Origin of the sequence: Pedomonas sp. (assembly GCF_036515995.1) — a bacterium.
Classification (GTDB): domain Bacteria; phylum Pseudomonadota; class Alphaproteobacteria; order Sphingomonadales; family Sphingomonadaceae; genus Pedomonas.
Genome location: NZ_DATBUP010000038.1, coordinates 1 through 25,168, shown reverse-complemented (window position 1 = coordinate 25,168; position 25,168 = coordinate 1). Strand labels below are relative to the sequence as shown.

The 25,168-nt window shown below is 61.7% G+C and carries 20 protein-coding genes; 10 read left to right on the top strand and 10 right to left on the bottom strand.

Annotated elements, in window-relative coordinates; translation table 11 throughout:
- Positions 1 to 214 precede the first annotated feature (214 nt).
- The 3 genes from VIG90_RS03320 to VIG90_RS03310 all read left to right on the top strand — a co-directional run bounded on the left by VIG90_RS03320 (position 215) and on the right by VIG90_RS03310 (position 5,336).
- Positions 215 to 1,687 (top strand): MFS transporter, encoded by a 1,473-nt coding sequence (locus tag VIG90_RS03320; protein WP_331592015.1) that lies wholly within the window; start codon positions 215 to 217, stop codon positions 1,685 to 1,687.
- A 216-nt stretch (positions 1,688 to 1,903) separates the two neighbouring features.
- Positions 1,904 to 4,297 carry a TonB-dependent receptor gene (locus tag VIG90_RS03315; protein ID WP_331592014.1) on the top strand — a complete coding sequence of 798 codons (2,394 nt, stop codon included), beginning with the start codon at positions 1,904 to 1,906 and terminating at the stop codon, positions 4,295 to 4,297.
- 139 nt (positions 4,298 to 4,436) lie between these two features.
- Positions 4,437 to 5,336 carry an alpha/beta hydrolase gene (locus tag VIG90_RS03310; protein ID WP_331592013.1) on the top strand — a complete coding sequence of 300 codons (900 nt, stop codon included), beginning with the start codon at positions 4,437 to 4,439 and terminating at the stop codon, positions 5,334 to 5,336.
- A 65-nt stretch (positions 5,337 to 5,401) separates the two neighbouring features.
- On the opposite strand, the gene VIG90_RS03305 is transcribed toward VIG90_RS03310, so the two are convergent.
- The 4 genes from VIG90_RS03305 to VIG90_RS03290 form a co-directional block, all read right to left on the bottom strand.
- On the bottom strand, positions 5,402 to 7,411 hold the full coding sequence (locus VIG90_RS03305; RefSeq protein WP_331592012.1) for a pyrroloquinoline quinone-dependent dehydrogenase: 2,010 nt from the start codon (positions 7,409 to 7,411) through the stop codon (positions 5,402 to 5,404).
- Between the two features lie 139 nt (positions 7,412 to 7,550).
- The gene (hisD, locus tag VIG90_RS03300; RefSeq protein ID WP_331592010.1) at positions 7,551 to 8,867 is read right to left on the bottom strand and encodes a histidinol dehydrogenase; all 1,317 of its coding nucleotides are present in this window, start codon (positions 8,865 to 8,867) and stop codon (positions 7,551 to 7,553) included.
- A gap of 61 nt (positions 8,868 to 8,928) precedes the next feature.
- Entirely contained in the window at positions 8,929 to 9,921 is a 993-nt protein-coding gene (locus tag VIG90_RS03295) for an isocitrate lyase/PEP mutase family protein (protein ID WP_331592009.1), read from the bottom strand.
- Complete coding sequence (locus VIG90_RS03290; protein WP_331592008.1) at positions 9,887 to 10,708, bottom strand: helix-turn-helix domain-containing protein; 822 nt, start codon at positions 10,706 to 10,708, stop codon at positions 9,887 to 9,889. The genes VIG90_RS03295 and VIG90_RS03290 overlap by 35 nt, the downstream gene beginning before the upstream one ends.
- Positions 10,709 to 10,984: 276 nt before the next feature.
- Here VIG90_RS03290 and VIG90_RS03285 point away from each other — a divergent pair, with 276 nt between their 5' ends.
- From VIG90_RS03285 to leuD, 3 genes are all read left to right on the top strand, one after another.
- Entirely contained in the window at positions 10,985 to 11,761 is a 777-nt protein-coding gene (locus VIG90_RS03285; RefSeq protein ID WP_331592007.1) for an arylmalonate decarboxylase, read from the top strand.
- Between the two features lie 163 nt (positions 11,762 to 11,924).
- Complete coding sequence (leuC, locus tag VIG90_RS03280; protein WP_331592006.1) at positions 11,925 to 13,334, top strand: 3-isopropylmalate dehydratase large subunit; 1,410 nt, start codon at positions 11,925 to 11,927, stop codon at positions 13,332 to 13,334.
- Positions 13,312 to 13,944 (top strand): 3-isopropylmalate dehydratase small subunit, encoded by a 633-nt coding sequence (gene leuD / locus VIG90_RS03275; protein WP_331592005.1) that lies wholly within the window; start codon positions 13,312 to 13,314, stop codon positions 13,942 to 13,944. The genes leuC and leuD overlap by 23 nt, the downstream gene beginning before the upstream one ends.
- Positions 13,945 to 13,954: 10 nt before the next feature.
- Here the strand turns inward: leuD and VIG90_RS03270 are convergent, their stop codons facing one another.
- Positions 13,955 to 14,842, bottom strand: coding sequence for an MBL fold metallo-hydrolase (locus tag VIG90_RS03270; protein WP_331592004.1), 888 nt, complete (start codon positions 14,840 to 14,842; stop codon positions 13,955 to 13,957).
- Between the two features lie 212 nt (positions 14,843 to 15,054).
- Between VIG90_RS03270 and VIG90_RS03265 the strand changes: the two genes are divergently transcribed.
- Positions 15,055 to 15,825, top strand: a complete 771-nt coding sequence (locus tag VIG90_RS03265; RefSeq protein WP_331592003.1) for an SDR family NAD(P)-dependent oxidoreductase — start codon at positions 15,055 to 15,057, stop codon at positions 15,823 to 15,825.
- A gap of 160 nt (positions 15,826 to 15,985) precedes the next feature.
- Here VIG90_RS03265 and VIG90_RS03260 read toward each other — a convergent pair whose 3' ends face one another.
- Entirely contained in the window at positions 15,986 to 17,287 is a 1,302-nt protein-coding gene (locus tag VIG90_RS03260; protein WP_331592002.1) for a M24 family metallopeptidase, read from the bottom strand.
- Between the two features lie 233 nt (positions 17,288 to 17,520).
- On the opposite strand from VIG90_RS03260, the gene VIG90_RS03255 reads away from it, so the two are divergent.
- A complete protein-coding gene (locus VIG90_RS03255; RefSeq protein WP_331592001.1) occupies positions 17,521 to 18,921 on the top strand; it encodes an FAD-dependent oxidoreductase in 1,401 nt (466 codons plus the stop codon).
- 215 nt (positions 18,922 to 19,136) lie between these two features.
- Here VIG90_RS03255 and VIG90_RS03250 read toward each other — a convergent pair whose 3' ends face one another.
- Genes VIG90_RS03250 through VIG90_RS03235 form a run of 4 tightly spaced genes read right to left on the bottom strand, consistent with a single transcriptional unit; the run spans position 19,137 to position 22,888 of the window.
- On the bottom strand, positions 19,137 to 20,006 hold the full coding sequence (locus VIG90_RS03250) for an alpha/beta hydrolase (RefSeq protein WP_331592000.1): 870 nt from the start codon (positions 20,004 to 20,006) through the stop codon (positions 19,137 to 19,139).
- A 30-nt stretch (positions 20,007 to 20,036) separates the two neighbouring features.
- Complete coding sequence (locus tag VIG90_RS03245; protein WP_331591999.1) at positions 20,037 to 21,407, bottom strand: MFS transporter; 1,371 nt, start codon at positions 21,405 to 21,407, stop codon at positions 20,037 to 20,039.
- Between the two features lie 58 nt (positions 21,408 to 21,465).
- Positions 21,466 to 22,590, bottom strand: coding sequence for a class I SAM-dependent methyltransferase (locus VIG90_RS03240; RefSeq protein WP_331591998.1), 1,125 nt, complete (start codon positions 22,588 to 22,590; stop codon positions 21,466 to 21,468).
- 16 nt (positions 22,591 to 22,606) lie between these two features.
- Complete coding sequence (locus VIG90_RS03235; protein WP_331591997.1) at positions 22,607 to 22,888, bottom strand: hypothetical protein; 282 nt, start codon at positions 22,886 to 22,888, stop codon at positions 22,607 to 22,609.
- A gap of 114 nt (positions 22,889 to 23,002) precedes the next feature.
- Between VIG90_RS03235 and VIG90_RS03230 the strand changes: the two genes are divergently transcribed.
- On the top strand, positions 23,003 to 23,923 hold the full coding sequence (locus VIG90_RS03230) for a LysR family transcriptional regulator (RefSeq protein ID WP_331591996.1): 921 nt from the start codon (positions 23,003 to 23,005) through the stop codon (positions 23,921 to 23,923).
- 342 nt (positions 23,924 to 24,265) lie between these two features.
- A partial coding sequence (locus VIG90_RS03225; protein WP_331591995.1) for a TonB-dependent receptor occupies positions 24,266 to 25,168 on the top strand: 903 nt, incomplete at its 3' end.

The window sequence follows — 25,168 nt, the reverse complement described above, 5'->3', positions numbered from 1 at the left end:
AGGCGGGGACACTGGCCAAATGCAGTAGACCTTGCGCGGTTCTTGTCCTGCCGTGTTCATCAGGTGGGCGGGCCGAATGACGCCCCGTGCTCACATAGCGACGACCACTTGCAGGTTTCGTTGTGCCGTTTGTTTTAGGCGGGGATAGTGACGAGTTGAATTTTGGTGGGCCAGTACGCAGTGATCGTTCTGGCCGGTAGGGGAGAGCAGGCCCTTGTTGGAAGAGCGATTAAACACCCGGGTCCGTTTTGCATTCGGTGCGGGGGCGATCCCGGAAACCCTGAAGAACGTTGCGTGGGACATGTTCGTCCTGTTCTACTTCACGCAGGTCCTTGGTCTTTCCGGAACGCTTGCCGGTCTGGCGATCGGCATATCCCTCGTCGTCGATGCCGTGATCGACCCTTGGGTCGGCACCCTCTCCGACAGCATGCGTCGCACGCGCCTGGGGCGGCGGCAAAGGCTGATGGCAGTCTCTATCCTGCCATTCGGTATTGCCTTTGCCCTGCTCTTCTCGCCACCGGCTTCCCTCTCCGATACCGGTCTTTTTGTCTGGTTGGTGGTTTTTGCCATCATTTGCCGGGCAGCGATCTCGCTGTTCACCATTCCCTACTATGCCCTGCAGGTGGAATTGAGCCGGAGCCCGCTTGAGCGCCCGCTGCTCGCATCGTTCCGGCAGGTTTCAACGGCAATCGGCCGGTTCGGCCTTCCCTTTATAGCGTTCACGTTCTTTTTTGCGGCAACGCCCGATTTTGCCAATGGGCAGCTGCGCCGGGATGCCTACCCGATGTTCGGCCTTACCGTCTCGCTGGTTGCCATGGTGCTCATGGTTGTCTGCACCATCGGGACCAACCGCAGAAGCCTCGAGATCGACCGGGGCTCGAGCGGCCAGAAGTTCGAGCCGCCATCACTGATGACGACCTTCAGGCAGATCATTGAGGCGCTGTCTTGTACGCCCAATGTACGTCGTCACGTTCTGCTGGGCGTCTCGATGTTCATCAGCCTGGGCATTCTCAGCGTCTACACCCTGCACCTCAGCACCTATTTCTGGAAACTGACCCCGGAAGAGATTCGCAATGTCAGCATTGCCCTGCCTCCAGGCACCTTGCTGGCGGCCCTGGGCGCGCGATTCTTTATTCCATACTTCGAGAAAAAGAAGATCATGATGACCTGCATCGGCATTTACGCCGCGGCCGTTCTGGTGCCGATCTTCGGTCCGCTGACAGGCTTCTTTCCGCAGCCGGATGATGCCATGCAGACGCCCCTGCTGATCCTGTTCAAGTTTCTGGGCGGCGTCGGCTACGGTGCGTTCCTCGTGACCACCGCAACAGTGGCGTGTGATATTGCAGACGAATTGGAGCTGAATGTGGGGGCGCCGCGTCAGGCGCTGCTCTCGAGCTTCACTTTTTTCACGATGGGTGCGGCCAGTGCGATTGTAAATGTCGCGGCCGGCGCTTTTCTCGATATCATCGGATTTCCGGCAGGCGCTAATATCGATGCCCTGCCCGCGGAAGTCGTGAACAAACTCGCCGTTTTCACAGGCATCATCATCCTGGGTGCTTGCGTGCTCGTCATTTGTATCGTGAGCCGGATGGATATTTCTAAGAGCAAGCAGCGCAGGATCAACGAAATGCTGTCCGAGCGCTATGCTGCCGAGAAGGAGAGCGCGGCCGAGACGGCGCCCGTATAATGGACATGGCATGTCCAGTGTAGTGACTTCCCCAGCATGACCTCACTAGCCTGAAATTGTTCCGAATGAATGGCGATGTTTCAAGCGCCAAAAAATATGCTTGGCCACTCGGGGGGGGAGGTCATGCCAGAAGGGGGAAATATGTTCCTGACCAAATGTAAACTGAGCCTCTCAACTGGGTTGCTGACAAGCGCGGCTTTCCTCATGGTACCGGGCATGGCGGTTGCCGATACAACTGCCGCTGAAACAGCCAACACTGCCGCGATGGATAACGTCATCCTCGTGACGGCCCGCAAGCGCGTGGAAACGCTGACCGACGTTCCGTTGTCCATGCAGTCCTTCTCCATGGAAGAGATCGAAAAATCCGGCGTCGACAATCTTCAGGAGCTGTCGCGGTTCACGCCGAGCCTGAACTTCGTGAACGGCTCGCAGGGGCAAGGCGGCCGCACGATTTCGGAAGTGCGCTTCCGCGGTCTGAGCACCGCGCTTCCGACGCCGACCAACCAGACCGGGTCGGTGTTCATCGATGGGGTCTATGTCCTGGGCGGTGCCCAGTCCGTCGGCTTTGAAGACATTGAACGGGTCGAGGTGATCAAGGGCCCTCAGTCGGCGTACTTCGGCCGTGCCACGTTTGCTGGTGTGGTCAATTACATCACGCGGGATCCCTCGGACGTCTTCGGCGGCCAGTTCTCCGCCAACTATAGCCCGAGCTTTGGTTCCTATGGCCTGTCCGGCGGCGTCGAAGGCCCGCTCGTCGCCGATATTCTGACGGGACGCATCAGCGCGTCGGTTCGCCAGAAGGGTGCGCAGTACACGGCAAGCGACGGCGGCGAACTGGGTCGCGAGCGTACGGAGGCCATCACTGCGACATTCGTGCTCCGGCCGTCCGATGCGCTCAAGATCAAGTTGCGCGGTGGCTACAGTGAGGACAACGATGGCGCGGCTGCTGTCGGCTACTACGCCTACAACGGCAATGGGAACTGCGCTGTCGGCACGCCGATCACCGTCAAGACGACGGCTGGACTGTTCGACACGAGCCTGCGCAAGCAGTTCCAGTGCGGCGAGATCAAATACAACGGCAACCTGGTCGACCAGAACACGGCGCTGCTGGACTTCCCCGCAATCAATGGAATGGACGCGGTCAGTCTGTACGACGTTCTGGTCAGGAACTCGACCGGCGATCCATTGCTCGCCAAGGCTCCCAAGCTTGAGCGCATCGGCCTGACACGCCAGATGATTCGCCTTTCCGGCGCCCTGGACTACGAGGTCTCCGATGCGGTGTCGTTCTCGGCTCTGACCGGCTACAACAAGCAGGAAGTGAACAACATCCGCGATACCGACGGTACGCCGCGCCCGGCCGGTTTCCAGGCCGTGCCGTTCGCTTTTGAAGATTTCAGCTTCGAGAGCCGGGTGAGCTACGATCCGGATACCTGGTTCCGCGGTTCCGTCGGCGTAAATTACTTTCAGCAGAAAATCGAGGCCGATACGGACAACGGGGTATCGGTCACGCCGGAGCGCGTCGTCGGGAACGGTGTTGAGCGGGTTGTCACCAGCTCGTCCAACAACGAGAACGACAAGGTCAAGACTTGGGGCTTCTTTGCTGGTGTAGATATCGAACCGGTCGAATGGATGACCGTCACTCTCGAGGGCCGCTACCAGATCGACGATTACACCAAGTTTGCAGGCTCGAATGCGGGCGGCAACCTTATCGCCGAGACGTTGCGGAGCAAGAACTTCACGCCGCGCGCGATTGTGAAGTTTACGCCGGTTCACGACATGACCCTGTACGGCAGCTACTCGATTGGCGTGCTGCCCGGCACCGTGAACACCCGCTTCCTGGCATTGTCGCCGGCGGAACAGGCTCAGGTGCTGGCGATCTATCCGGACCTTCCGGTCAAGATCGGCTCGGAGAAGCTGACCAACTACGAAGTTGGCTATAAGCAGTACTTCTCCGACCTGCGTCTGCAGTTGTCCTTGTCGCTTTTCCACATGAAATGGGAAAACCTGAAGGGTACGTCGGCCCTGATTATTCCGGATTGGACCCAGCCGATCTTCTCGGTCACGACCCCGGGCACGGCTGAGATCAACGGCTTCGAGTTCGAAGGAAACTGGCAGGCGACCGACAACCTGTCGTTCCGCGCCTCTGCCGGCTACCTGGATTCGAAGTACAAGGACTACTCCAATACGTCCTACAACAGCTACTTCGGTATTCCGGCAGGCACGGCCTACAAGGCTGACGGCAACAAGCTCCCGCGCAATCCGAGCTGGAGCGGTGCGTTCTCGACGACCTGGGTCGACCAGCTGATCGGCGAGTGGGACTACCGGGTGCGCGGCGACGTGATGTACGTGGGCAAGCAATATGTGGACGAGTCCAACATCACGAGCCTTCCGGCATACACCACGGTCAACCTTACCCTGGGCGTGGAAAACGAGAGCGTTGCAGTCGACTTCTACGTCACCAACCTGTTCAATGAGCGCGCATGGCTCTCTGGCCGACGCTTCATTGACGTCTCTGCAATGCCGCTTGATATGACGGTTGCAGGACAGGGCGCGTTCCTGACGCCGACAGACAAGCGCGAGATCGGCGTCAATCTTCGCTATAAGTTCTAAGTGGAGCGTTGAAGAGAAGGCCCGGCAGGCAAGCGTCTGCCGGGCCTTTTTTATGACTGTGCGAGCCGGGGTGTCAGCCTGGATTTGCCGGCCCCCGGCAGCCGACTGCAGGGCAGTTCAAAAAGAGAGGTGTTCGTCGATGCCAGATCAGGTTCAGGCCCTGGCCGCAACGCGGCGCCAGGCAATCGGAGCCTTGGGAGGTGCCGCTCTGCTGGTAGCGGCCGCAAAAGCCGAGGCTGCCGCAAATTCAGGTCCATGGCAGAAGCATGAGTTCGTGGACGTGGCAGGCGGCCGGATTCACTGTGCGATCAGCGGCGCAGGGGCGGAGATGCCGCTCGTGGTCTTTCCCAAGCTGGGCGGATGGGCGAACGACTGGGCGGCGGTGGCGGCTCTGCTTGCGCCCCGCCGAAAAGTGATCGCCATTGATTTTCCGGGTCATGGGGAGTCGAGGATGAACGGCCCGGCGCCTTATGCGACATCAATTCCAGAGGTTGCGGCAATGGCGCTGTCAGCGCTCGATCAGCTTGGCGTTTCCCGGTTCGCCGTTGGCGGCGTGTCCATGGGCGGCGTCGTCAGCGCTTATCTTGCGGCGAAGTTTCCGGAGAAGGTCACGAGTCTTATTCTCGTCAGCACCCAGTTGCGGCCGCCCGCTTCGTGGGAGGCGCTGCGGGAGCAGGACGAGCGGCGCAAGGTGACAGGGGAAGGAGAGCCTCGGTCACATGCCGACTTGCAGAAGATGTTTGGGACGCTCGACCCTCGCATCAGCGAGGATCAGTCGGCGGCCAACGAACGCGCTGGCGGGTGGAAGCGCTCCTGCGAGCGTGGCGTTGCCCGCCTGGGAATCGAGCAGTATCTCACAAGTATTGCAGCGCCCGCGCTCCTGATCAGTGCGGATCGGGGAACATATCTGCGCTACACCGAGGTCGCCCGCAGGCACATTGCGAACCTGAAGGTGGCAACGATTGCCGAGACCGGCTCGTTCGTGCAGCAGGAGCAGCCTGTGAAGGTTGCAGCTGCTATCGAGGACTTCCTGAGCTAAACTTGGCTGACCGACGGATCCGTCGCACCTCCGAGGGCGCGACGGATCCAGCGCTTCTTAAGCCTTCATTCCTGAGGCAGCGCGAAAGCGACGATCGAGTCAGCGATGTCTGTCTCGGCGAGCGAGTTGCCGCCGGCGGCAATCACGACGTACTGCCGGCCGTTGTGGGCATAGGTTAGAGGTACCGCCATGCCGGGCACGGGGAGTGTGGACGCCCAGAGCTCGCGGCCGGTCTTGACGTTGTACGCCCGGATCCTCTTGTCGAGGGTCGCGCCGACAATCACGAGGCCGCCGGCCGTTGCGACAGGCCCTGCCACATTGGGCGAGCCCCAGTTCAGAAACGCAGGCGCGGTCATGCCGAAGCGATGGGGCTGCCCAAGCGGCACTTGCCAGACCCGTTTGCCGCTGTCCATGTCAATGGCGGTGAGGGTGCCCCAGGGCGGCGGCGTGCAGGGGATGCCGAGCGGCGAGAGAAAAAGCTCGCCTGAAGTCTCGAATCCCGTTCCCTCCAGAGGGCGGGTCAGATAGTCCGCGTCTTTTGGGCCGTCGGCCGACTGCGCCGGTTTCATGGTCACGATGGTGGCGAGGTTTTCGGCCTTGATGATGAGCAGATTGTTATGCGGATCATATGCTGCGCCGCCCCAGTTGCCACCACCGAGTGCTGACGGGAAGATCAGGGAGCCTTGCTCGGATGGCGGGGTGAAGATGCCCTCGTAGCGAAGTTCGTCGAAGCGGGCACGGCACCAGGCCCGGTCGAACGGCGTCAGGCCGAACATGTCATCTCGTGTCAGCCGGGTTCTGGCGAAGGTCTCCGGCAGCACCGGCGTCTTTTGGAAGGGCGCAGCCCTCTCGCCGGAGATGTCCGATGCCGGGGTGGGCTTCTCCTCGACGGGGAAGACCGGCTCGCCGGTGTCCCGATCGAGCACGAACAGCGTCCCCATCTTGGTTTGCTGGATGAGCACGTCGCGTTGTCGTCCATCCTTGCGGATGGTGACGGCAAGAGGATGACCTGGCAGATCATAATCCCAAAGGTCGTGCTTCAGGATCTGATAATGCCAGACGACCTTGCCGGTTTCGGTGGAGACGGCGACGACTGCGTTGGAGAGCGGAATATCGAACTGGCGCTTGCCGCCGTAGAAGTCCGTCGATGGGCTGGTGGTCGCCAGAAAGACGAGCTTGCGCTCCGGATCGCCGGACAACAGGGTCCAGACGTTGGCAGCGCCCGTGACACGGCGCTTGTCTTCCGGGATCGGGTTGAACTCCCATAGCAGCACGCCTGTACGGGCGTCGAACCCCCGCACCATGCCATCGGCGGCATCCATCGTCCCGTCGATCGCATTTGCAGCGGCAACGATGACGTCTCCTATGACGAGCGGAGGGGACGAGGCGGTGCGGATGCCCTCGCCATGGTTCTCGAAATCCTTATGGGTCACATAGCCGGGGTGGCCTTGCTCTGCCCCGAAATCGCGGCAGGGCTGGCCGGTGCGCCCGTCTATGGCGACAACGGCTGCATCGCCCGATGATCGATAGACTCGCGTCGCGCACATCTGCCCGGCTGAGGCCCTTGTATCGCGCCAGTACGCGACCCCGCGGCAGTGCCGGGTCCGGCGCTCGCCGGGCAGCACCGCCGCGCCATCAGCGTGGATGGCATGCGGGTCATAGGCCCATCGGACCGCACCGGATGCCGGGTCGAGGGCCAGCACCCGATCGAACGATGTGCAGGTGTACAAGGTGCCGTCGACCATGAGGGGGGTTGCCTCGAGGCGCGTGCCGGCAAAGCCCTTGGCGGCGATGAAATCCTTGCCATCGTAACGCCAGACCTCCCTCAGGGCGGCTACATTTTGGACATTGACGCTGTCGAGGGGAGACCATTGGCTGCCGCCGATGTCCCGTCCAAAGGAGGGCCACTCATCGGGGTTCGAGCCAGTGGCAATGACATTGCCTGCGCCTGAGAGCGTGCGGTCAGGATCCCCGTAAAGGGGCTCCGGACGTGGCAGGGTCGCAAGACTGATGGCGGCAAAGCCGACGCCAGTCAGCAGCGCGAGGGAGAGGCTGGTACGCAATAACTTCTTCATCGAGCAACTGCCTTGGATCTGCACGCGCCGGAGGCCATCCACGCCGCCGCGGGGAAGGGGGCCTTCAAGGAAGAGAGCATGTCAGCGGGGCCTGTCGCCAAAGATCAGGCCCCGCGCGTTTGAGCGTTGCCTGCCGGTCTTATGCGGCAGCCTCGGCTTTGCCTGCATACGGGACGTCCCGCCCGCCATAGCGGCGCACCCGGATGTTTGCTTGCTCACCGTGGCCTGCAAAGCCCTCAAGGGCACACAGGCGGGAGCAATATTCGCCGACAAGCGCAGACGCTTCGTCCGTCACGACCTTCTGATAGGTGCAGGTCTTCAGGAACTTGCCGACCCAGAGCCCGCCCGTGTACCGCGCCGCCTTCCGGGTCGGCAGGGTGTGGTTGGTGCCGATGACCTTGTCCCCGTAGCTCACGTTCGTGCGAGGGCCGAGGAACAGGGCGCCGTAATTGGTCATGTTCTTGAGGAAATAGTCCGGATCAGCGGTCATCACCTGGACGTGTTCGGACGCGATGTCATCTGCAATGCGGACCATCTCCTCATCGCTTTCGGCCAGGATCACTTCGCCGTAGTCCCGCCATGCGGCCCCGGCATGGGCGGCGGTTGGCAGAATCTGGAGCAGTCGCTCGACCTCGCGCATGGTGTCCTGCGCCAGCTTCTCGGACGTGGTCAGCAGTATGGCCGGGCTATCCGGACCATGCTCGGCCTGCCCCAGCAGGTCGGTGGCGCATAGCTCGCCGTCGACGGTTTCATCGGCGATCACGAGGGTTTCCGTCGGACCGGCAAAAAGGTCGATGCCGACCCGGCCGAACAGCTGGCGCTTGGCTTCGGCAACAAAAGCGTTTCCGGGTCCCACGAGCATGTCGACCGGGCGTATGCTCTGCGTGCCGATCGCCATGGCGCCGATTGCCTGAATTCCGCCCAGCACGTAGATCTCGTCGGCGCCGGCGAGCACCTGTGCGGCAACGATCGCGGGAGCCGGGCGGCCCTGGAACGGCGGGGCGCAGGTGACGATGCGCGGGACGCCTGCAACCTTGGCAGTGATCACGGACATATGGGCCGAGGCCAGCAGCGGATACTTTCCGCCCGGGACATAGCAACCGGCTGCGTTGACCGGAATATTCCGATGCCCAAGGATGACGCCGGGAAGCGTCTCGACCTCGACGTCCTTCATGCTATCGCGCTGGATCTGCGCAAAGTTGCGAACCTGCGTTTGAGCGAACTCGATGTCTTTCAGATCCTGAGAAGACAGCTGGTCAAGGCAATCCTGCTTTTCGCGGTCGCTCAGGACATAGCTGTCGCGGTCCCAGCCATCGAACTTGATAGAAAGCTCGCGTACCGCTGCATCGCCGCGCGTCTCGATATCAGCCAGCACGGCCTCCACCGTGTCGCGCACCTTGCGATCGGTTGCAGCTCGTTCACCTGCGCGTGCGCCGCGCTTCAGCCAAGTGGCCATGGTTTTGCTCCTAAGACGAAGGGATACTAGAATGGATTTCAGGGCAGCGGGCTGGCGCAGCTCAGCGCAGCCACTTCTTGTCGAAGGCCCACACATCTTCAAAGCCAATCAGGCTGCAGAAGCGCTTGAAATCGTAGATCGGCGTGGACGGGCCTTGCGGCTGGTCCTGCTCCTTGAGAAGGCGCAGGGCATTCTCCACCGCAGCGGCAGCAACCAGGCTGGTAAGTGCCGGATAAATCGCAACGGAAAACCCGATTTCCTGCAGCTTCGAGGGAGGAAGAATCGGCGTGATGCCGCCGGTGGCCATATTGGCCAGCACCGGGGCGTCGAGGCCGGCGCAGGCCGAGCGCATTTCCTCTTCGCTGGTCAGGGCCTCGGGAAAAAGCACATCGGCGCCCGCTTCTGCATATGCCTCCATGCGCCGCATGACGCCATCGTAGCCCTCCGACTGCCGGGCATCGGTACGGGCAATGATGAGCACGTCATCGTTGCTGCGAGCATCGCAGGCCACCTTGATCTTCGTGACCATTTCTTCCAGCGGAACAATGCGCTTGCCCGGCGTGTGGCCGCATTTCTTGGGAAATTCCTGATCCTCGAGCTGGATCCCGGCGACACCTGCAGCCTCGTAAGCCCGAACGGTATGGTGCACGTTCAACAGGCCACCGTAGCCGGTGTCGGCGTCGGCAATCACGGCGCTGCCGACCGTGCGCACAAGTGTGGCCATGCGGTCCGTCATCTGGGTGACGGAGGCAATGCCTGCGTCAGGCAAGCCATAGGCGGAGGCGGTCAGCCAGTAGCCCGTTCCGTATACGACCTCAAAGCCAACATCCTTGGCGATGACGGCCGTGATCATATCCTGGATGCCGGGGGCGACGATGAATTCGCCTCTTGCGAGCTTCTGTCGAAGGCTGGGCGCTGACACTCTATGACTCCTGTGCGAGAAAATATGAGCAAGGGCGGGCAATGGAACTGAATGCGTGTCAGGCTGCAGTTCCATCGCCGGGAACGAAGGGGCGGCCTCAAGTTGCACCATAGCCTGGGCCGTGATCGCCAAGGTTGGTGTGGCTGGATTCCATGGCTTTGCCGATTTCCGATGCCGTTTCCGTGAGCGCACCCAGAAACAAGGATGTGGCTTTTGCAATCGAGACGGAGCTGGCGAAAAAGACCATGGCCAGAGAGCCAAGGAGTTCACCTCCATGGTGCAGTGGCACGGCCAGGGACGAAGTCTTCCCCGGGTTGAGCGAATAGGGCGTGCGAGCAACGGCGGCATAACCCTGACTGCGGATCTTTTCGGCGGCATTGCCGTCCAGAAACTCCTGAACGGCCAGCCGGTCTGCAGGCCCGCCGGTCTCCAGCAAGTGCGCCAAAAGCTTCTGGCGCAGGAGCGCATCCGCATATGACAGGTATGCTCGGCCAGAGGCCGAGGTGATCAGAGGCACCTGCCAGCCGGGGAAATAATGAGTGAAGGTGAGCGGTGTCATCGAACTGGTTGAATCCCGCACCACCATGACCTTGCCGACCCTGGTCGCGACGGACACGGGCCAGCCGAAACGCTGCGTCAGTTCGACAATGTGAGGACGGGCAACGCTGACGAGCCGGTCGTGATTCTGAAAGCCGCACGAGAGAGACTGGGTAAGGGCCGTCGGCCGGTATTTTTTTCTTGATGGTTCCTTCTCGATCATTCCCAGATTGACGAGCGTGCGGATAATCCGTGTGGCTGTCGGGTAGGGAATCCGAGAACTCTCGGCGATTTCCGACACGGTCAGAGACGCAGAGCGATTGATTGCCTGCAATACGCTGATGCTGCGGGCGATCGCCCGGATGGAGCTTTCCGTATCCACAACACTTTCTCATGCAGCCTCAAGTATCTCCAGATTTCTGAGGGAACCGGCGGTGCCGATCAAGGGATCATCGCCAGGCGATGCATCAGCGTTCGGCAGGCGAACAGCAGGACAGAGTTCATTCGCCAGATCAGGGGCGAGGTGCAAAAGTCCGACGGCGGACGAATAGCGGCCTGTTCAAGCGCCCATGTCAAGAGACGCGGCAGGCATAATGCGTACTCGGCCGCGAGAGAAGCGGGCAAACATTAACGCTCTGAAGATGTGGAGTAACGTCTCGTGACAAAGGTAAATGATCAGGTGCGCCGCAGTGCGGACGCGCGCGGCTATCGGATGAAATTCGGCGTGCTTGGTCCCTCGACCAATACTGTCGTGCAGCCGGATTTTGATGATCTGCGACCGTATGGCGTGACCAATCATTACAGCCGAATTGTGGTCGACAACGCCAAGGCCGTTTCTAACGAGACGTTCATGGCTGGCGCATGGGAAATCAGCCACAATACCGCCGCTGCCGTTGAAGGCGTGCTGACGTGCCAGCCAAACTACCTGGTCATGGGCATGTCCGCCGTGACGTTCTTCGGCGGCGCCGCCGGCGCGGTCAGATGGCGCGAGAATATCGAAAGGATCAGCGGTCTTGGCGTCTCCACCGGTGCAGAGGCGACGGCTGCTGCCCTGAAAGCCTACGGCGGCATTAAGCGCGTCGCGTTTTTCTCGCCTTATTATCCGACGGCCAACGGTGAGGTGCGGACCTTCTTGGAAGACCACGGCTTCTCGACCGCTCGCGACATTCCACTGCAGTGTCCGTCCTGGATCGCCATCGCCGAGCAATCCGAAGAACGCCTGATATCCGTCGTCAAGGAACTGGATGGTGACGACGTTGATGCCATCGTTCAGGTAGGCACGAACCTGTCCTTCATGAAGCTGGCTGCTGTTGCTGAAAAGTGGCTGGGAAAGCCGGTCATTGCGATCAATACGGCGACCTACTGGCATGCCCTGCGCGCCAATGGCTTCAATGATCGCATCGAAGGTTTCGGCCGCCTGCTTGAAGAATTCTAAGATCGGTTTCTCCAGGCGCGCAGGTTATTTATCGGCGAGCCTGAACATTGACGGCACCCGCTAGATCCGGTCCGTCGCGCGTGGCAGCAGCGTGCCTTTTGGAAGGCCGCTGCCGTCATGGCACTGAGAGGGGCCGGTTGGTCCTGAAGGATGAATATACGCCATGAGCATGGGACGCACGCTTTACCAGAAGCTCTGGGACTCTCACGTTGTCAGCGAGCAGTCGGACGGGTCCACCATCCTTTATGTCGACCGCCACATCCTTCAGGAAGTAAGCACGCACCAGTCATTTGAAATGATGCGAGCGGCCAACCGAAAGGCAAGACGTCCAGGCACGAATCTGGCTGTGCCGGACCACGGCGTTCCAACCGATGACCGCAGCGGACCCATAAGGGACCCATTGGCAGCGGCGCAGGTGGCGCGCCTGGCTGAGAACGCCTCACACTTCGGCCTGCCGTACATTGACCTGAAGGACGAGCGGCAGGGTATCGTGCATGTGGTCGGCCCCGAGCAGGGGTTCACGATTCCAGGCATAACCCTGGTATGCGGGGACAGCCACACCTCGACACACGGGGCTTTTGGCGCTCTGGCCTTCGGCATCGGGGCGAGCGAGTGCGCAACGGTTCTGGCCACACAATGCCTTGTCCAGCATCGCGCCAGAACGATGGAGGTCAGAGTCGAGGGCGTTCTGCGCGATGGCGTCTGCGCCAAGGATGTTGCGCTGGCCCTGATCAGCCGCATCGGCATCGGCGGCGCCGTCGGCTATGCCATCGAATATCGGGGCCGCGTCATTGAAGAGATGTCGATGGCGGCCCGCATGACGCTTTGCAACATGTCCATCGAGGCCGGAGCAAGGGTCGGCCTCATTGCGCCCGACGAGACCACGTTCGCTTATGTCCGAGGACGACCCTATGCCCCGTCCGGCGCGACATTCGACAGGGCGGTGGGCTACTGGAAAACGTTGTCGACTGATCCGGATGCGGCTTTTGACAAGTCCCTGACCATCGATGCGTCCGAGATCGCCCCATACGTCACCTGGGGCACAAGCCCGCAGGATGCCTGCCCCATCGGAGGGCGCATTCCGGACCCGGGGGCTGCTCCGGACGCCGAGACAGGCGCCCGCTGGAAGCGCGCCATCGACTATATGGGGCTGATGCCGGGCGCTCCGCTTGAAGGTGTCGCGATCGATCGCGTGTTCATTGGTTCCTGCACCAATGGCCGCATAGAGGATTTGCGAAGCGCTGCGCGCGTGGCTGCCGGTCGCAAGGTGGCTGATACGGTCCGGGCCATGGTGGTGCCTGGATCGACTTTGGTGAAAAAGCAGGCGGAAGCCGAGGGCCTGGACCGGATCTTCCTGAATGCCGGTTTCGAATGGCGGGAGTCGGGTTGCTCCATGTGCGTCGCGATGAATGCGGACCGGCTGGCACCGGGAGAGCGCTGCGCCTCCACCTCCAACCGCAACTTTGAGGGCCGGCAGGGACGCGGCGGTCGAACGCATTTGATGAGCCCGGCCATGGCCGCCGCTGCCGCCATTGCCGGTCATCTCGTCGATGTCCGCAAGCTGGAGATTTGAACTGATGCCACAGCCCTTTGTTCGCATAACGGGTGTCGCCGCGCCGCTGCTTGAGGATCATATCGACACGGATCTGATTTTCCCGGCGCGTTATCTGCTTCTGATGGAGCGCAATGGGCTGGGAGACTATCTGTTCCGTGACCGCCGACGAAAGGCCACGGGCGAGCAAATCGAAGATTTCATTCTCAATCGGCCGCCATATACCACTGCCAAAATCCTGCTCGCAGGCGACAATTTCGGTTGCGGCTCCAGCCGGGAGCAGGCGGTCTGGGCACTGTCGGATTTCGGGATTCGCTGCGTCGTTGCTCCGAGCTTCGGCGAGATTTTCCATGCCAACTGCGCGCGTAGCGGCCTACTGGCTGTGCAGCTGCCCGCTGAGGCAGTGCGCCGCCTGGCGGAAGACTGTGCTGGTCACGAAGTCACAGTCGATCTTCCCGAGCAGGTCATCCAGGTGGGCGCAAGCGTCGTGCCGTTTCAAATCAAGCCCGGAATCAAGGAAGCCCTTTTGAACGGCTGGGATGAGATCGATGTGCTGCTGGCCAAGCATGCGGCCGGGATCGAGACGTTCGAGCAAAGGCAGCGCCAGGTTCAGCCATGGCTTTATGAATAGGTCCGACCTCTCAGAGTGACTCCAGCAGGCAAGGGCCTTGGGCGTGCATCTGAAATCCGATATGGCCCCGGATATGTGACGGTACGATCACCAAGCCGTCCTCACGGGACCGGGCGAGCAACTCCAGTCGCGTTGCACGACTTTGCTCCGGGTCCGCGCAAAACCGGCTGGACCATGCGGGCTGGAAGGCCTGCGCAACGGTATGGAAGGCGTCGCCACACAGGCAGACGGGCGGATGTCCGTTTCTGGAGATTTCCAGTCCCATTCCGCCGGGCGTGTGTCCGGGCAGGCCGCGTACGCTTAGTCCGTGGCCGAGATCAAAGCCATCTTCGACCTCATCGACCAGATGCGCCGCAAGGATCGGCAGCATGCTGTCGCCGAACGAACCGTGATTTGCCGTGCCCGCCTCGCGCGTCTCGCGAGCAAGCCAGTATGCAAGTTCGGTTTTCGATACGAGGTAGCGCGCGTTTGGAAACGTTGGAACCCATTTCCCATTTTCCAGTCGCGTGTTCCAGCCGATGTGATCCGCATGGAGATGGGTGCAGAAGACGATATCAATATCGTCGGGGCGCAGGCCAGCTGCCGCTAGCTGACTGAGGTAGGCTGTCTCTGCCAGTTGGTGCCACTCGGCACGCGCAGGGCGGTGTTTGTTTGCGCCAACGCAGGTGTCGACCAGAACATTCAGGGTTCCCCATTTTATCACCATGCTCTGAATGGCCAGCAGGAGGCTGGAGGTCTCAAAGTCTACGTGGTGGGGTGAAAGACGGTCGGCGTTGGGGCGCAGATCTTCGATATTTGCGTCCGGAAACAGGAACGTAACCGGCAAAGCAAAGCGGTCAATCTCAATGACACGTTGAATGTCCAGAAAGCCAGGAGACGTCATCGCAATACCTTGCATGTTCGAGAAGAAAACTCATGGAGAAAGAGTGGCGGGAGCCTTTCGCGGCGGCTGCCTTATTTTGCCTCCCGTCCGATCAGAACTGTGGCGACGGAATTTGCGCAAGGCAATAGGATGGCCGCCCGCTGGCTGGACAGGTTGCAATGTAGCCTGCAGGTGCGCAATGGGGCAGGCTAGCTTTAAGACAAAGTCCAACGAACGGGGAGAGCGATATGGATGCGCGTTTGGCTCAACGTCATGTTCTGGTTTCCGGCGGCAGTCGCGGCATTGGGGCCGCCTGTGCCCGCCGCTTTCTGGAAGCGGGAGACCGGGTGACGGTATTGGCGCGGTCCTTGCCGGAGGAGCGCGAACTGGTTTCATCTGATCGGTTGCGGGCGCTTGCGGCAGATCTGAAGGATGCAGAGGAAACCCGTTCAGCCTGTGCCCGGGCCGAGGAAGAGTTCGGCCCGGTCGATGTGCTGGTGAACTGCGCCGGTGCGGCCCGGCAGACGCCGCCGGCCGATATCACTGCGCGAACGTGGCAGGAAGCCATGGAGGCGAAGTATTTTACTTACATGAACGCGACGGTTCCGGTCCTCGAGCGAATGATACAGCAGCGCTCGGGGGTGATCGTGAACATAATCGGTCTGGGCGGTAAGGTGCCAAGCGATACTCATCTGCCGGGAGGCGCTGCCAATGCGGCTCTGATGTTGGTGACGTCCGGTCTCGGGCATGCCTGGGGACATGCAGGTATCCGAGTGGTCGGCGTCAATCCAGGCCCGGTGGCGACAGCGCGCCTGCAGCATCTGATTGCGGCCAAGGCGTTGAACGAGGGGATTACCGAAGCCCAAGCCGAGGAGATTCTGACACAGGCAAGCCCTTATGGCCGCATCATCAGGCCGGAGGAGATTGCCGAGACGGTGTTTTTCCTTGCGTCCAAAGAGGCAAGCGCAATCAACGGGACGGTCATTGCAACGGACGGGGGCGCCAGCCCTGTCATCTGATCCTGCGGACCGACGCGGCTGCCATGAAAAGAACCGGCCAGGCCGAGGGCCTGGCCGGTTCCTTCAGGGTAAATCAACAACGCAACGCAACAAAGAAGGTTCGAGGCCACCGGACGGAAGTAGGGGGGGAATTATCCGCCCGGCAGCCTCGAGGGGGGCGTCACAGCGGCTTGATGCGCAGCGACGTATCTTGAGAAGAGAGGGATTCGCAGCCGTCCCTGGTGACGAGCATCATGTCCTCCACGTGCATCGTGCCCCAGCCGAACTCGTGGTAGGGCATGTCCAGCGTGAAGACCATGTTCTCCTCGAACACCAGCTGGTGGTGTCCGGGCAGCTCCGGGCCCACCGAGACCGGATGGTCGGTGTGCTCAAGGCCGACAGAGTGCGGTCCCGCAATGACGAAGCCGGGGAAGCCTTCATCGTGCACGGCTTTCAAGGTAAGATCGACAATTTCCTTGAAGGTCTTGCCAGGGCGGATGTTCTCGTAGGCGATCTGTAGCGCTCGGCCAACAATCTGATTGCGCTTCAGCATTTCGTCGGTCGGCGTGCCGCAGATCACGGTGCGGCCCACGTCGCCGCGGTATTGCTTGTAGCTGCCAACTGAATCCAGCTTCATGATCTCGTTGGCCTCGACAACGCCGGTGGCAAGACCTCGGATGTTGGCGATGATGAATTCGGAAACGCCGCCCTGCTCGGCCATCGCCATGGCATGGATGCGCGGCAATGCGTCGAGCGGCAGACCAGGCTCCAGCGCATCGATGACCTTGTTAATGGCGTTCTCGCTCATCACGGAGGCCTTGCGCAGCAGATCAATCTCCGCGGGTGTCTTGATGATGCGGATTTCCTTGAAGATGTTGAGCGCATCAACGCCGCTCAAGTCCTCAAGACCGACGGCCTGAAGCCAGCCCAGCACGCGCGGATCATCGAAGCCGATCTTGCCCTTGGTGATACCGGCGGTGCGCAGGGCTCCTGCCAGCGCACGGGTTGCTGAGATCGACGGGTTGTCGCTGTGCATGGCATAGCGGTTGAGCAGTTGCTGATCACGCGGTGCCATTGGCGCGCCCTCACGGATCGGGTAGGGCGTCAGCGGCTGGCCCTTGGCCGAATCCTCGGTCACGACACGGTCGGCGGCGCTTTCCTCAATGTCTTCGGTAGTGAATTCGAAATCGCGCGGCGGGATCGGTTTGCCGGGTTTGATGCGGGTAATATAGGTCGCCACGTTCGGCATCCACGTGGGGCAGTGTTCCAGGTGGTAGACGCCGGTGCCGGGCATGATCAGTGCCGCTGGAGCATTGGGATCACGCGGAAGAAAGGCAAACAGGGTGTAATTCCGCGACATCAGGAACATCGGGCCCCAGTAATTGCTGAGGTAGTAGATGTTCTCCGGGAAGGCGGCGACGAGACCGTCCAGCCCGTGTTTGTCCATGATCTGATTGGCGCGTTCTCTGTTCAGCAACATCATGATTTTTGTCCCTATGCGCTTCTTATCCGGCGTTAGGCCCGCTTCGGATCGGCTTTGGTTCCTTATCGCCCGGTCTGACGTCGGGATTAAGCTTCAAAGCCAATCTATTCGCACTCCGGTTAAATCAGGAGGTGACGCTGCCGGAATCGGCGGGTGAGGGTTACAGTCCGGACTGGATTTCAGGCAGGGTGGCGGAAAAGACCCGCCCCGCACAGCAATTTCTGGGAGTTGGCATGGCAGTCGAAACCAAGGCGGCATCCGAATTCGAATTTTCCATTCCGGTGCTGATCGTCGGGGCCGGCGGCTGCGGCCTGACCGCCGCGCTTGCCGCGCGTGACCATGGCGCGGATGTGCTGGTTCTGGAGCGGGATCCCAAGGTGTGGGGCACTACCGCCATGTCGACCGGTCTCATTCCGGCTGCCGGCACGCCCGAGCAGCGCGAGGCAGGGATCGAGGATAGCCCGGAGCTGTTCGCCAAGGACATACAGGCGAAAGCCAAGGGCAAGGCTGATCAAGCCATTGTGGAGCATCTGGCACGTGAATCGGCGGACACCGTCGGCTGGCTCCAGCAGAAGCATGGTCTCCCGTTGACGCTGGTGGACGGGTTTCTCTATCCGGGACATAGCGTGCGCCGCATGTTCGGCATGCCGAACCGCTCGGGCGCGGAGCTGATGGCGCGTCTGGAATCGGCCTGCGCCGAGGCCGGCGCGGACATCATGTGCGATGCGACGGTGCGCACCTTGTATGTGAACGGCGATCGGGTGACCGGCGTTGCCATCGAGCGTCCGGACGGGTCGCTGGAAGATATCGGGTGCGAGAGCCTGATCCTTGCCTGCTGCGGCTTTGCCGGCAACGAGGAGATGGTGATCCGCTACATTCCCGAACTGGAGGGCGCGACCTTCAACGGGCACCCCGGCAACAAGGGTGATGCCATTCTATGGGGTGAAGTACTGGGCGCGTCGATCAAGGATCTGGATGCCTATCAGGGCCACGCCGGTCTGGCTTACGGCCACGGCGTGCCGATCAACTGGCCGACCATCATGGAAGGCGGCTTCCAGGTGAACGTCAATGGCCTGCGTTTCTCCAACGAGGCCAAGGGCTATTCGGAGCAGGCGGTGAAGGTTCTGGCTCAACCGGACAAGGTGGCCTACACCGTGTTCGACCAGCGCATCTATGACGTCATGACGCAGTTCGATGACTTCATGCAGGCGGTCGAGGCCGGTGCGATCCATAAGGCCGATACGGTTGAAGAACTGGCGGCCAAGATCAAGGTGCCCGCCGAGGCGCTGCAGAAAAGCTTCAACGAGGCGGAGGCTTCGCGCACCTCAGGCGAGGCGGATGCGTTCGGCCGCGTGTTCAACGGTGCCCGGCCGGGCCTGGCCGCGCCGTTCTATGCCGTGAAGGTGACAGGAGCGATCTTCCATACCCAAGGCGGCCTGGAGGTGGATGCCGAGGCTCGCGTGCTGAAGGCTGACGGCAAGCCGTTCGCCAACCTGTTCGCAGGCGGTGGTGCGGCGCGCGGCGTCTCCGGCTCGGGCGCGGACGGCTACATTGCCGGCAATGGCCTCCTGACCGCGACCACACTCGGCAAGATCGCCGGTCGCGTGGCGGCAAAGCAGGTAACGGGTGCCTGACACAGGCATGGAATAAGTTCTGCAGGAGGGCGTCAACCCTCCTGCACCTCCCGTTGGCTTCTGGGCCGCGTCCTTCATCAAGGGCGCGGCGTACTTTTTGCGGCCTGGTCGTCGACATCTGCAGGGTCGCGGACATCTGAGGCATTGCCCAGCGCGCCCGTTCAAACGCATGGGAAGCTGCCAACGGGCTCGCGCCTGCCTTGCTGAGGGCAGCCTTACTTTGAAGCAGAATCCAGGAACGTGAGAATTGCCCGCGCCTTCTCCGTGAAGGACGGGCCGATCGAGACGCGCTGGCCCCTGGGCAGCAGGGCAGTCATCTCCTCGGCTGCAAGGCGCAAGGACGGCAGTTCGTTTTGCGCGGACAGCATCAGGGCCGGAATACCTATGTCCGGCATGCGCCGTTTGCTCTCATAAGCGAAGGCGGCCCGGTACGGCTTGTGATAGGACCTGAGCGCCTTCAGCACCTCGAGCGTCCGCTCGTGCAGATCATTCGCATCGGGAACGGGCCGGGTCATGAGCCGGTGTTCGGGATCCCGCAGGAAATAGGGGAAGTGCAGCGCCTGGTCCCGCACGAAGTGAAAGGCCCAGATGAGCTGCTGGCCGTAGTCGTCCGGCTCCATGGGCGGGGCGTATTTCTCAAGCAGCAACTGGCGCATCTCGGGCGAATAGTCGCCAATGCCATCAAAAATCACCGCGCCGAACCGATCCGGACAGGCGGCGGCAGCTTCGCAGGCGGTGCGCGCACCAGTATGTGCGCCATAAATGTCGGCTTTTTCAATGCCGAGGGCATCAAGCGTGCGAACAAGGGCATCGACGAACCATGCAATGTCCGGGTCCTCGACAGGAGGCGCAAAGGAGTCACCGTTGCCGGGCGTATCCGGCGCGATGATGCTCGGACATTCGGGCTCGGCATGAAGAGCGCGCATCAGGGGGATGAGCCCGCGCGAGGAGCCGGGCGAGGCATGCAGGAGAACTAGCGGGCGACGCGCCGCCGTGCCGGCAATGCTGCGGTAATGCACCAGTCCCTCTGCAACACGCACGAACGCACGGTCGACGGGATCGTTATCAATTTGAGGTGCGGTCATATGCAGACTCTCCGCAGGAATTTTAAGCCTCTACTTGGCCGCGACCAGATGCTGGCCCGCATCGGACGGCAGGCGCATCAGCCAGAGCAGGGGGAGCAGGCACAGCGCCCCGACAATGACGAAGGCGGGGCCTAGGGCCGCGACGCTCACGTCCGGTTCGCCCAGCATCTTTTGAGCCGCGTGCACCGCAATAACGGAGACGGCGATGCCAATGCTGAGGGAGAATTGCTGGCTGACGCTGGTGATGGTGCTGACTTGGGCAAGCTCACGGTCCGATGCCTCGGCATAGCTTAAAGAGAGCATGCCGATGATCTGGGCCGAGCGAATGAAGCCTTGCACGAACAGGACAGCGAGGATGACGAGATACGGCGTTTGCGGCGTGAACAGAGCGCAGATGGCCATGGAGAGGAAGAGCGCCACGCAGTTGATTGCGAGGAAATTGCGGAACCCCGTGATCCGGGCGACGGGCGTCACAATGAAGCGGCCGAAGCAGGACCCCAGCGCCACTGCAAAGATCAGGCCGCCTGCCGCTGCCGGGCTGAGGCCGAAACCGAGCTGGAACAGCAGCGCCAGGAGGAAGGGCCCCGCGCTCACCAGCATGCGGTGGAAAATGCCGCCGACGTTGGTGACGTAGACGGTTGGCAGATGCAGGACTTTGAGATCGAGAATAGGGTGCTCCTGCGTCCGGCAGTGATGCCAGTAGAGCGCCCCGCTGACGAGGCCGCCGACGACCAGGGCCAGAGCCGGAAGCAGGCTGTCGTTTTCCTGCGCGGCCATGCTGATGCCGTAGCTGATGCCGACCAGGGCAAGCGCAATCAGTACGTAGCCCTTCAGATCGAGCGGCCGGGGTTCATCAGGCGGAATGTCGTCGATGAATTTACAGATCGACCAGTAGCCGAGCAGCGCCATGAAGACGTTGAGCAGGAAGAGTGACTGCCACGGGCCGACGGACAGCAGCAGGCCGCCGACGGTCGGCCCGAGCAGGGGGCCGAACATGACCGGCAGCGTCAGCATGGATGCCGCTTTGACGACTTCACTGCGAGGGACCGCGCGGAATATGATGATGCGGCCCACCGGGATCAGCAGCGCGCCCATGCAGCCCTGTATGATACGGGCGGCAATGAGCAAGGGCAGGCTTGTGGATATGGCGCAGGCCAGCGAGGCCAGGCCAAAACCGGCGATGGCGAACAGGAAGATGCGGCGGGCGCCAAATCGCTCTGCTGCCCAGCCGCACACGGGCAGGAATGTGGTCGCCCCAATAAGGTAGGCGGTGATGACGAGGTTCAGCGACAAGGCCGTCACCCCGAAATCAACCGCCATAGGTGGCAGCGCCACAGTAATGGCGCTGCTGTCGAACGTTTGCATGAAGCCTGCCGCACCCACGATCAAGGGAGCGATCATGCCCGTGCGTTTAGCCTGACCGCCTGTGGCTGCGGAGTCCATGCGCTTTTCGTTCTTGTTATGATTTGCGTGCAGAGGCGACGAACCAGGAGCGGAACGTGCCTTTGGACGTATCGGAGAAGTGACCAGCGCCCCGCTGCGGAGCCGGCGTGGCGTCCTGGTAGCCAACGAGCGGGTCCTTGAAGCCGACCTGGCGCAGCACGGCAGCGTAATCTGCGCTGATGGCCGCCTTCCAGTTCGGCTCGTTGTTGTAGTCGAACTCGATCTCTCCGCGGATCTTGCTCCACAGATCCATGGTCTCGTAGCGATGCGGCACTTCCAGGTGGACGGCGATGCCGCCTGGCTTCAGCAGCCGGTAGCTTTCCTTCATGACGTTGTGGATGCCTGCCTCGGAAGTCTCGTGCAGCAGCACGCAGGAGAAAACCAGATCGAAGCTTTCATCCTCGAAGCGCGTATGTTCCGCGTTGTCCTGCGACAAGTGGACGGCAACCCCGAGATGCCGCGCGCGGGCCAGGGCATAGCGCAGGACAGATGCGCCGACATCAATGCCATGGGTTTCGGCCTGCGGGAAGGCGCTGGCAACCGGCACCAGGCTGGAGCCGATGCCGCAGCCCAGCTCCAGAATACGGGCCGGCTCGAAATCCGGATAGCAGGTGTACAGGTGCGAGACGAGCGTATGGCCGCGCACGTCGTTCATCAGGCCGCCGTTGCGGCCGAGCATGTAGACCGCGCCGCCACGATCCATGAGAGCGCCCTGCGATACGCCTTCGGAGTTGTCGTGGTAGCCGCCGGGCATCAGGTGCACGTCACGGTCCGCCAGATACTCCGGAACCTTGAAATCCGGGTCGAGCGTCAGCGAACCCAGTTGGGGAGCCGCGGCAGCCTTGGCTTCCAGTTCATCGCTCTGGCGTTCAACGCTATCGGAAATCGCCGTCCACAGCATGTCCTGCGAAGTACGGCGCAAGCTGGCATAGGCGCGGAAGTTCTCGTTCTCATGCAGGCCATTGTAAATGGTTTCGACCCGAGCGTTGCTTGCAGGGCCCGGATCGAGCGCTTCCGCCACCGGGCGCAGGTGCGGCTCGATCTGTTCTGCCAGATAAACCTTCAGATCACGGATAAAGAGCTGCTGGGCAACCTCGTCATGGGTCGCGGAGGGCAGCATGGGATGAGCGGATTGGGTCATGGTGCAGCCTCCAGCGTTACTGGCTTGCGGTGTCTTTGAGCAGGGGGCGGAAGACGCGGGAGATGATGCCCTTGCGCAGCCCGTCGCGCTCTTTTGTCTGCTCGGGGTCAGGTGTGAACTGCTCGATGGCGTCCGGCTTGATAACACCGGCGGCCTGACACAGCCGCTCCAGCGTATCGAGGCGCTCGCGGGTCACCGCCAGTTCGGAAGCCAGGGCTGCCGCGATGGCAAGGAGGCGGTCCTCCCCAGGGGACTGGCCTGCAATGGGCAGCCGGCGGTTGACAGTCACTTTGGGCATTGGCGCTCCAGAAATTCTTTCCTTGTGTGATTCCTATTCTTCCACGTCCGGGATTTGACGCAATCCCTGAAAGGTGCATAAACTCATGCAAGTTTTGCATGAGTGGAGATGACCATGGATCTGCGGCGTCTGGAGCAGTTCGTGGCCGTTGCACAGGAAGGCGGGTTCGGTCGCGCCTCGCGCCGCCTGAGCATCAGCCAGCCCGCCTTGACCCGTAGCATCGGGGGACTGGAAGGCGAACTCGGGGCCCGCCTGTTCGAGCGTGGTCCGCGCGGCGCGGCGCTGACGGCAGCTGGTGAGCGGCTGCTTCCCCGTGCGCTGCTGATCCTGAACGAGGTTAACCGTGCCATTGCGGAGCTGGACAGCAGCCATGCGGTGGCGCAGGGGCAGGTGCGCATCGGCGTTTCGCCGAACTTCCTGACCCATGTGATGCCGCGTGTGATCCGCGATGTCGTGCAGCGCGCTCCTCAATTGAACATCCAGGTGTTGACCGGCACCCGCGAGGCGTTGGCGGCCAAGCTGATCGCGCGGGAACTGGATGTCGGGCTGTGTATCGTGCCGGAAATCGTTCACGCCTCGCGCGCGGAGACGACCGAGTTGACCTTCGAGGAAATCGGCACTGAGCATGTGGAGCCGTATGTGGCCCCTAGCCATCCACTCCTGACAGGCCAGCCCACTCTGGCGCGCCTTGCGGAGGAGAAGTGGGCAGTACCGTTCGAACATTCCGTTCCTTACCGATTTGCCAGTCTTTTCTTCCAGCAAGGGTTACAGACACCGCAGCAGACCCTCAACAGTGCTTCCCTCCAGCTGATCCGGCGGGCGGCCATGGAGAGTGGGATGATCGCCCTGCTGCCGCGCCGCGAGGCGGAAGACGATGTGAAGGCAGGGCGGCTCGCTTTGCTGCCGACGCCGGAGTTGGTCATGTCTTATACGGCAGGTCTGTTGCTGCGACGGGCAACGACAGTACCGCCGCCCGCACTGCGGCTGGTGGTCGATTCGCTGCGAGCAGTGACCCGGGCGGAGCTGCCTGCCTGACCTAGCCTCTGGAAAAGCTGGTTTAGGCCTCGGCATCCCGGGAGCGACAGATTCGCACTAATCGCTCGGCTGGGGTCTGCAGTTCGTGGCTCTCAAATTCTTAATGAACGGCGAGTGAATTTTAACGAATACGGGAAAATCGACCCCCATCCCTTGCTGAGAGCATGCACCATATCCGCATGTCGGATAAAATGGGTCGATATATAGACCGCAACTGCAAAGAATGATGTTTGCCGCCGATTGCGCAGTTCATCCAAGGAGGAGGACGGTCTGTGCTCGGGGGGCGTATTTCCACCGTTCACAGATACGATGCGCAACCGGAATCAGTGGAGGGTTGCTTAAATGTCTTATCGTGTTTCGTCGATGAAGAAGCGGATGCTTCAGACTTCGACTGCGTGTCTCGTTGCGTTGCTGGCTGCAGAAGCCGCCGCCCAGGAGGTTGTTGACGCCGCCGCTGGTGAACAGGCTGCGGCTCCTGAGTTCGCCATGGGCGAGATCATCGTGACTGCCCGTAAGCGTGGCGAAAACCTGGTCGACGTCCCCGTCGCCATCACCGCCATGACCGGCGATGCACTGGCTGCTCGCGGCGTGCAGGGCCTGAATGAGCTGAACGACTTCGTACCGGGCCTGCGCTACCAGAACAGCTCCGCCAACCGCAACGACCGCAGCTTCACCGCCATTACCATGCGCGGCATGTACCCGGGCGACTCCCCGAACCGCCAGGCCGTGACCATCTTCGTTGACGGCGTTGCCATTCCGGGCGGCTCGACTTCCGGTCTGACCGACATCGAGCGCGTCGAGGTCGTGAAGGGTCCGCAGTCGGCCAACTTCGGCCGCGCCACTTTCGGCGGCGCCATCAACTTCATCACCCGCGCGCCGGCGACCGACGAAGTCAAGGGCAGCGTCGACCTGTCCTACGCTTCCTACAACACCATGGAAGTCAAGGCCTCCGTCGAGGGCCCGCTGGTCGAGGACAAGCTGGGCGTACGCCTGTCGGGCCGCTACTACCACACCGACGGCCAGTACGATAACGTCGGCTTCTCGGGCAAGCTGGGCGAGCGCGAAACCCGCCAGGTTTCGGGCAGCTTCATCGCGCACCCGACCGACGCGCTGACCGTGCGCGGCTACGCCACCTACTGGGAAGACAGCGACGGCCCGACCGCGCAGGCGCTGCTGGGCGAAGAGTCGTACAACTGCAACCTGGGCGGCAACGCTCGCGTCCCGGTCGGCTCGACCACTGGCTTC

Excerpts from the sequence above, each read along its gene's own strand:
- VIG90_RS03315 (WP_331592014.1), top strand. The coding sequence starts at position 1,904 with ATGGCGGTTGCCGATACAACTGCCGCTGAAACAGCCAACACTGCCGCG.
- VIG90_RS03310 (WP_331592013.1), top strand. The coding sequence starts at position 4,437 with ATGCCAGATCAGGTTCAGGCCCTGGCCGCAACGCGGCGCCAGGCAATC.
- VIG90_RS03305 (WP_331592012.1), bottom strand. The coding sequence starts at position 7,411 with ATGAAGAAGTTATTGCGTACCAGCCTCTCCCTCGCGCTGCTGACTGGC.
- hisD (WP_331592010.1), bottom strand. The coding sequence starts at position 8,867 with ATGGCCACTTGGCTGAAGCGCGGCGCACGCGCAGGTGAACGAGCTGCA.
- leuC (WP_331592006.1), top strand. The coding sequence starts at position 11,925 with ATGAGCATGGGACGCACGCTTTACCAGAAGCTCTGGGACTCTCACGTT.
- leuD (WP_331592005.1), top strand. The coding sequence starts at position 13,312 with ATGTCCGCAAGCTGGAGATTTGAACTGATGCCACAGCCCTTTGTTCGC.
- VIG90_RS03270 (WP_331592004.1), bottom strand. The coding sequence starts at position 14,842 with ATGCAAGGTATTGCGATGACGTCTCCTGGCTTTCTGGACATTCAACGT.
- VIG90_RS03265 (WP_331592003.1), top strand. The coding sequence starts at position 15,055 with ATGGATGCGCGTTTGGCTCAACGTCATGTTCTGGTTTCCGGCGGCAGT.
- VIG90_RS03260 (WP_331592002.1), bottom strand. The coding sequence starts at position 17,287 with ATGATGTTGCTGAACAGAGAACGCGCCAATCAGATCATGGACAAACAC.
- VIG90_RS03255 (WP_331592001.1), top strand. The coding sequence starts at position 17,521 with ATGGCAGTCGAAACCAAGGCGGCATCCGAATTCGAATTTTCCATTCCG.
- VIG90_RS03250 (WP_331592000.1), bottom strand. The coding sequence starts at position 20,006 with ATGACCGCACCTCAAATTGATAACGATCCCGTCGACCGTGCGTTCGTG.
- VIG90_RS03245 (WP_331591999.1), bottom strand. The coding sequence starts at position 21,407 with ATGATCGCTCCCTTGATCGTGGGTGCGGCAGGCTTCATGCAAACGTTC.
- VIG90_RS03240 (WP_331591998.1), bottom strand. The coding sequence starts at position 22,590 with ATGACCCAATCCGCTCATCCCATGCTGCCCTCCGCGACCCATGACGAG.
- VIG90_RS03235 (WP_331591997.1), bottom strand. The coding sequence starts at position 22,888 with ATGCCCAAAGTGACTGTCAACCGCCGGCTGCCCATTGCAGGCCAGTCC.
- VIG90_RS03230 (WP_331591996.1), top strand. The coding sequence starts at position 23,003 with ATGGATCTGCGGCGTCTGGAGCAGTTCGTGGCCGTTGCACAGGAAGGC.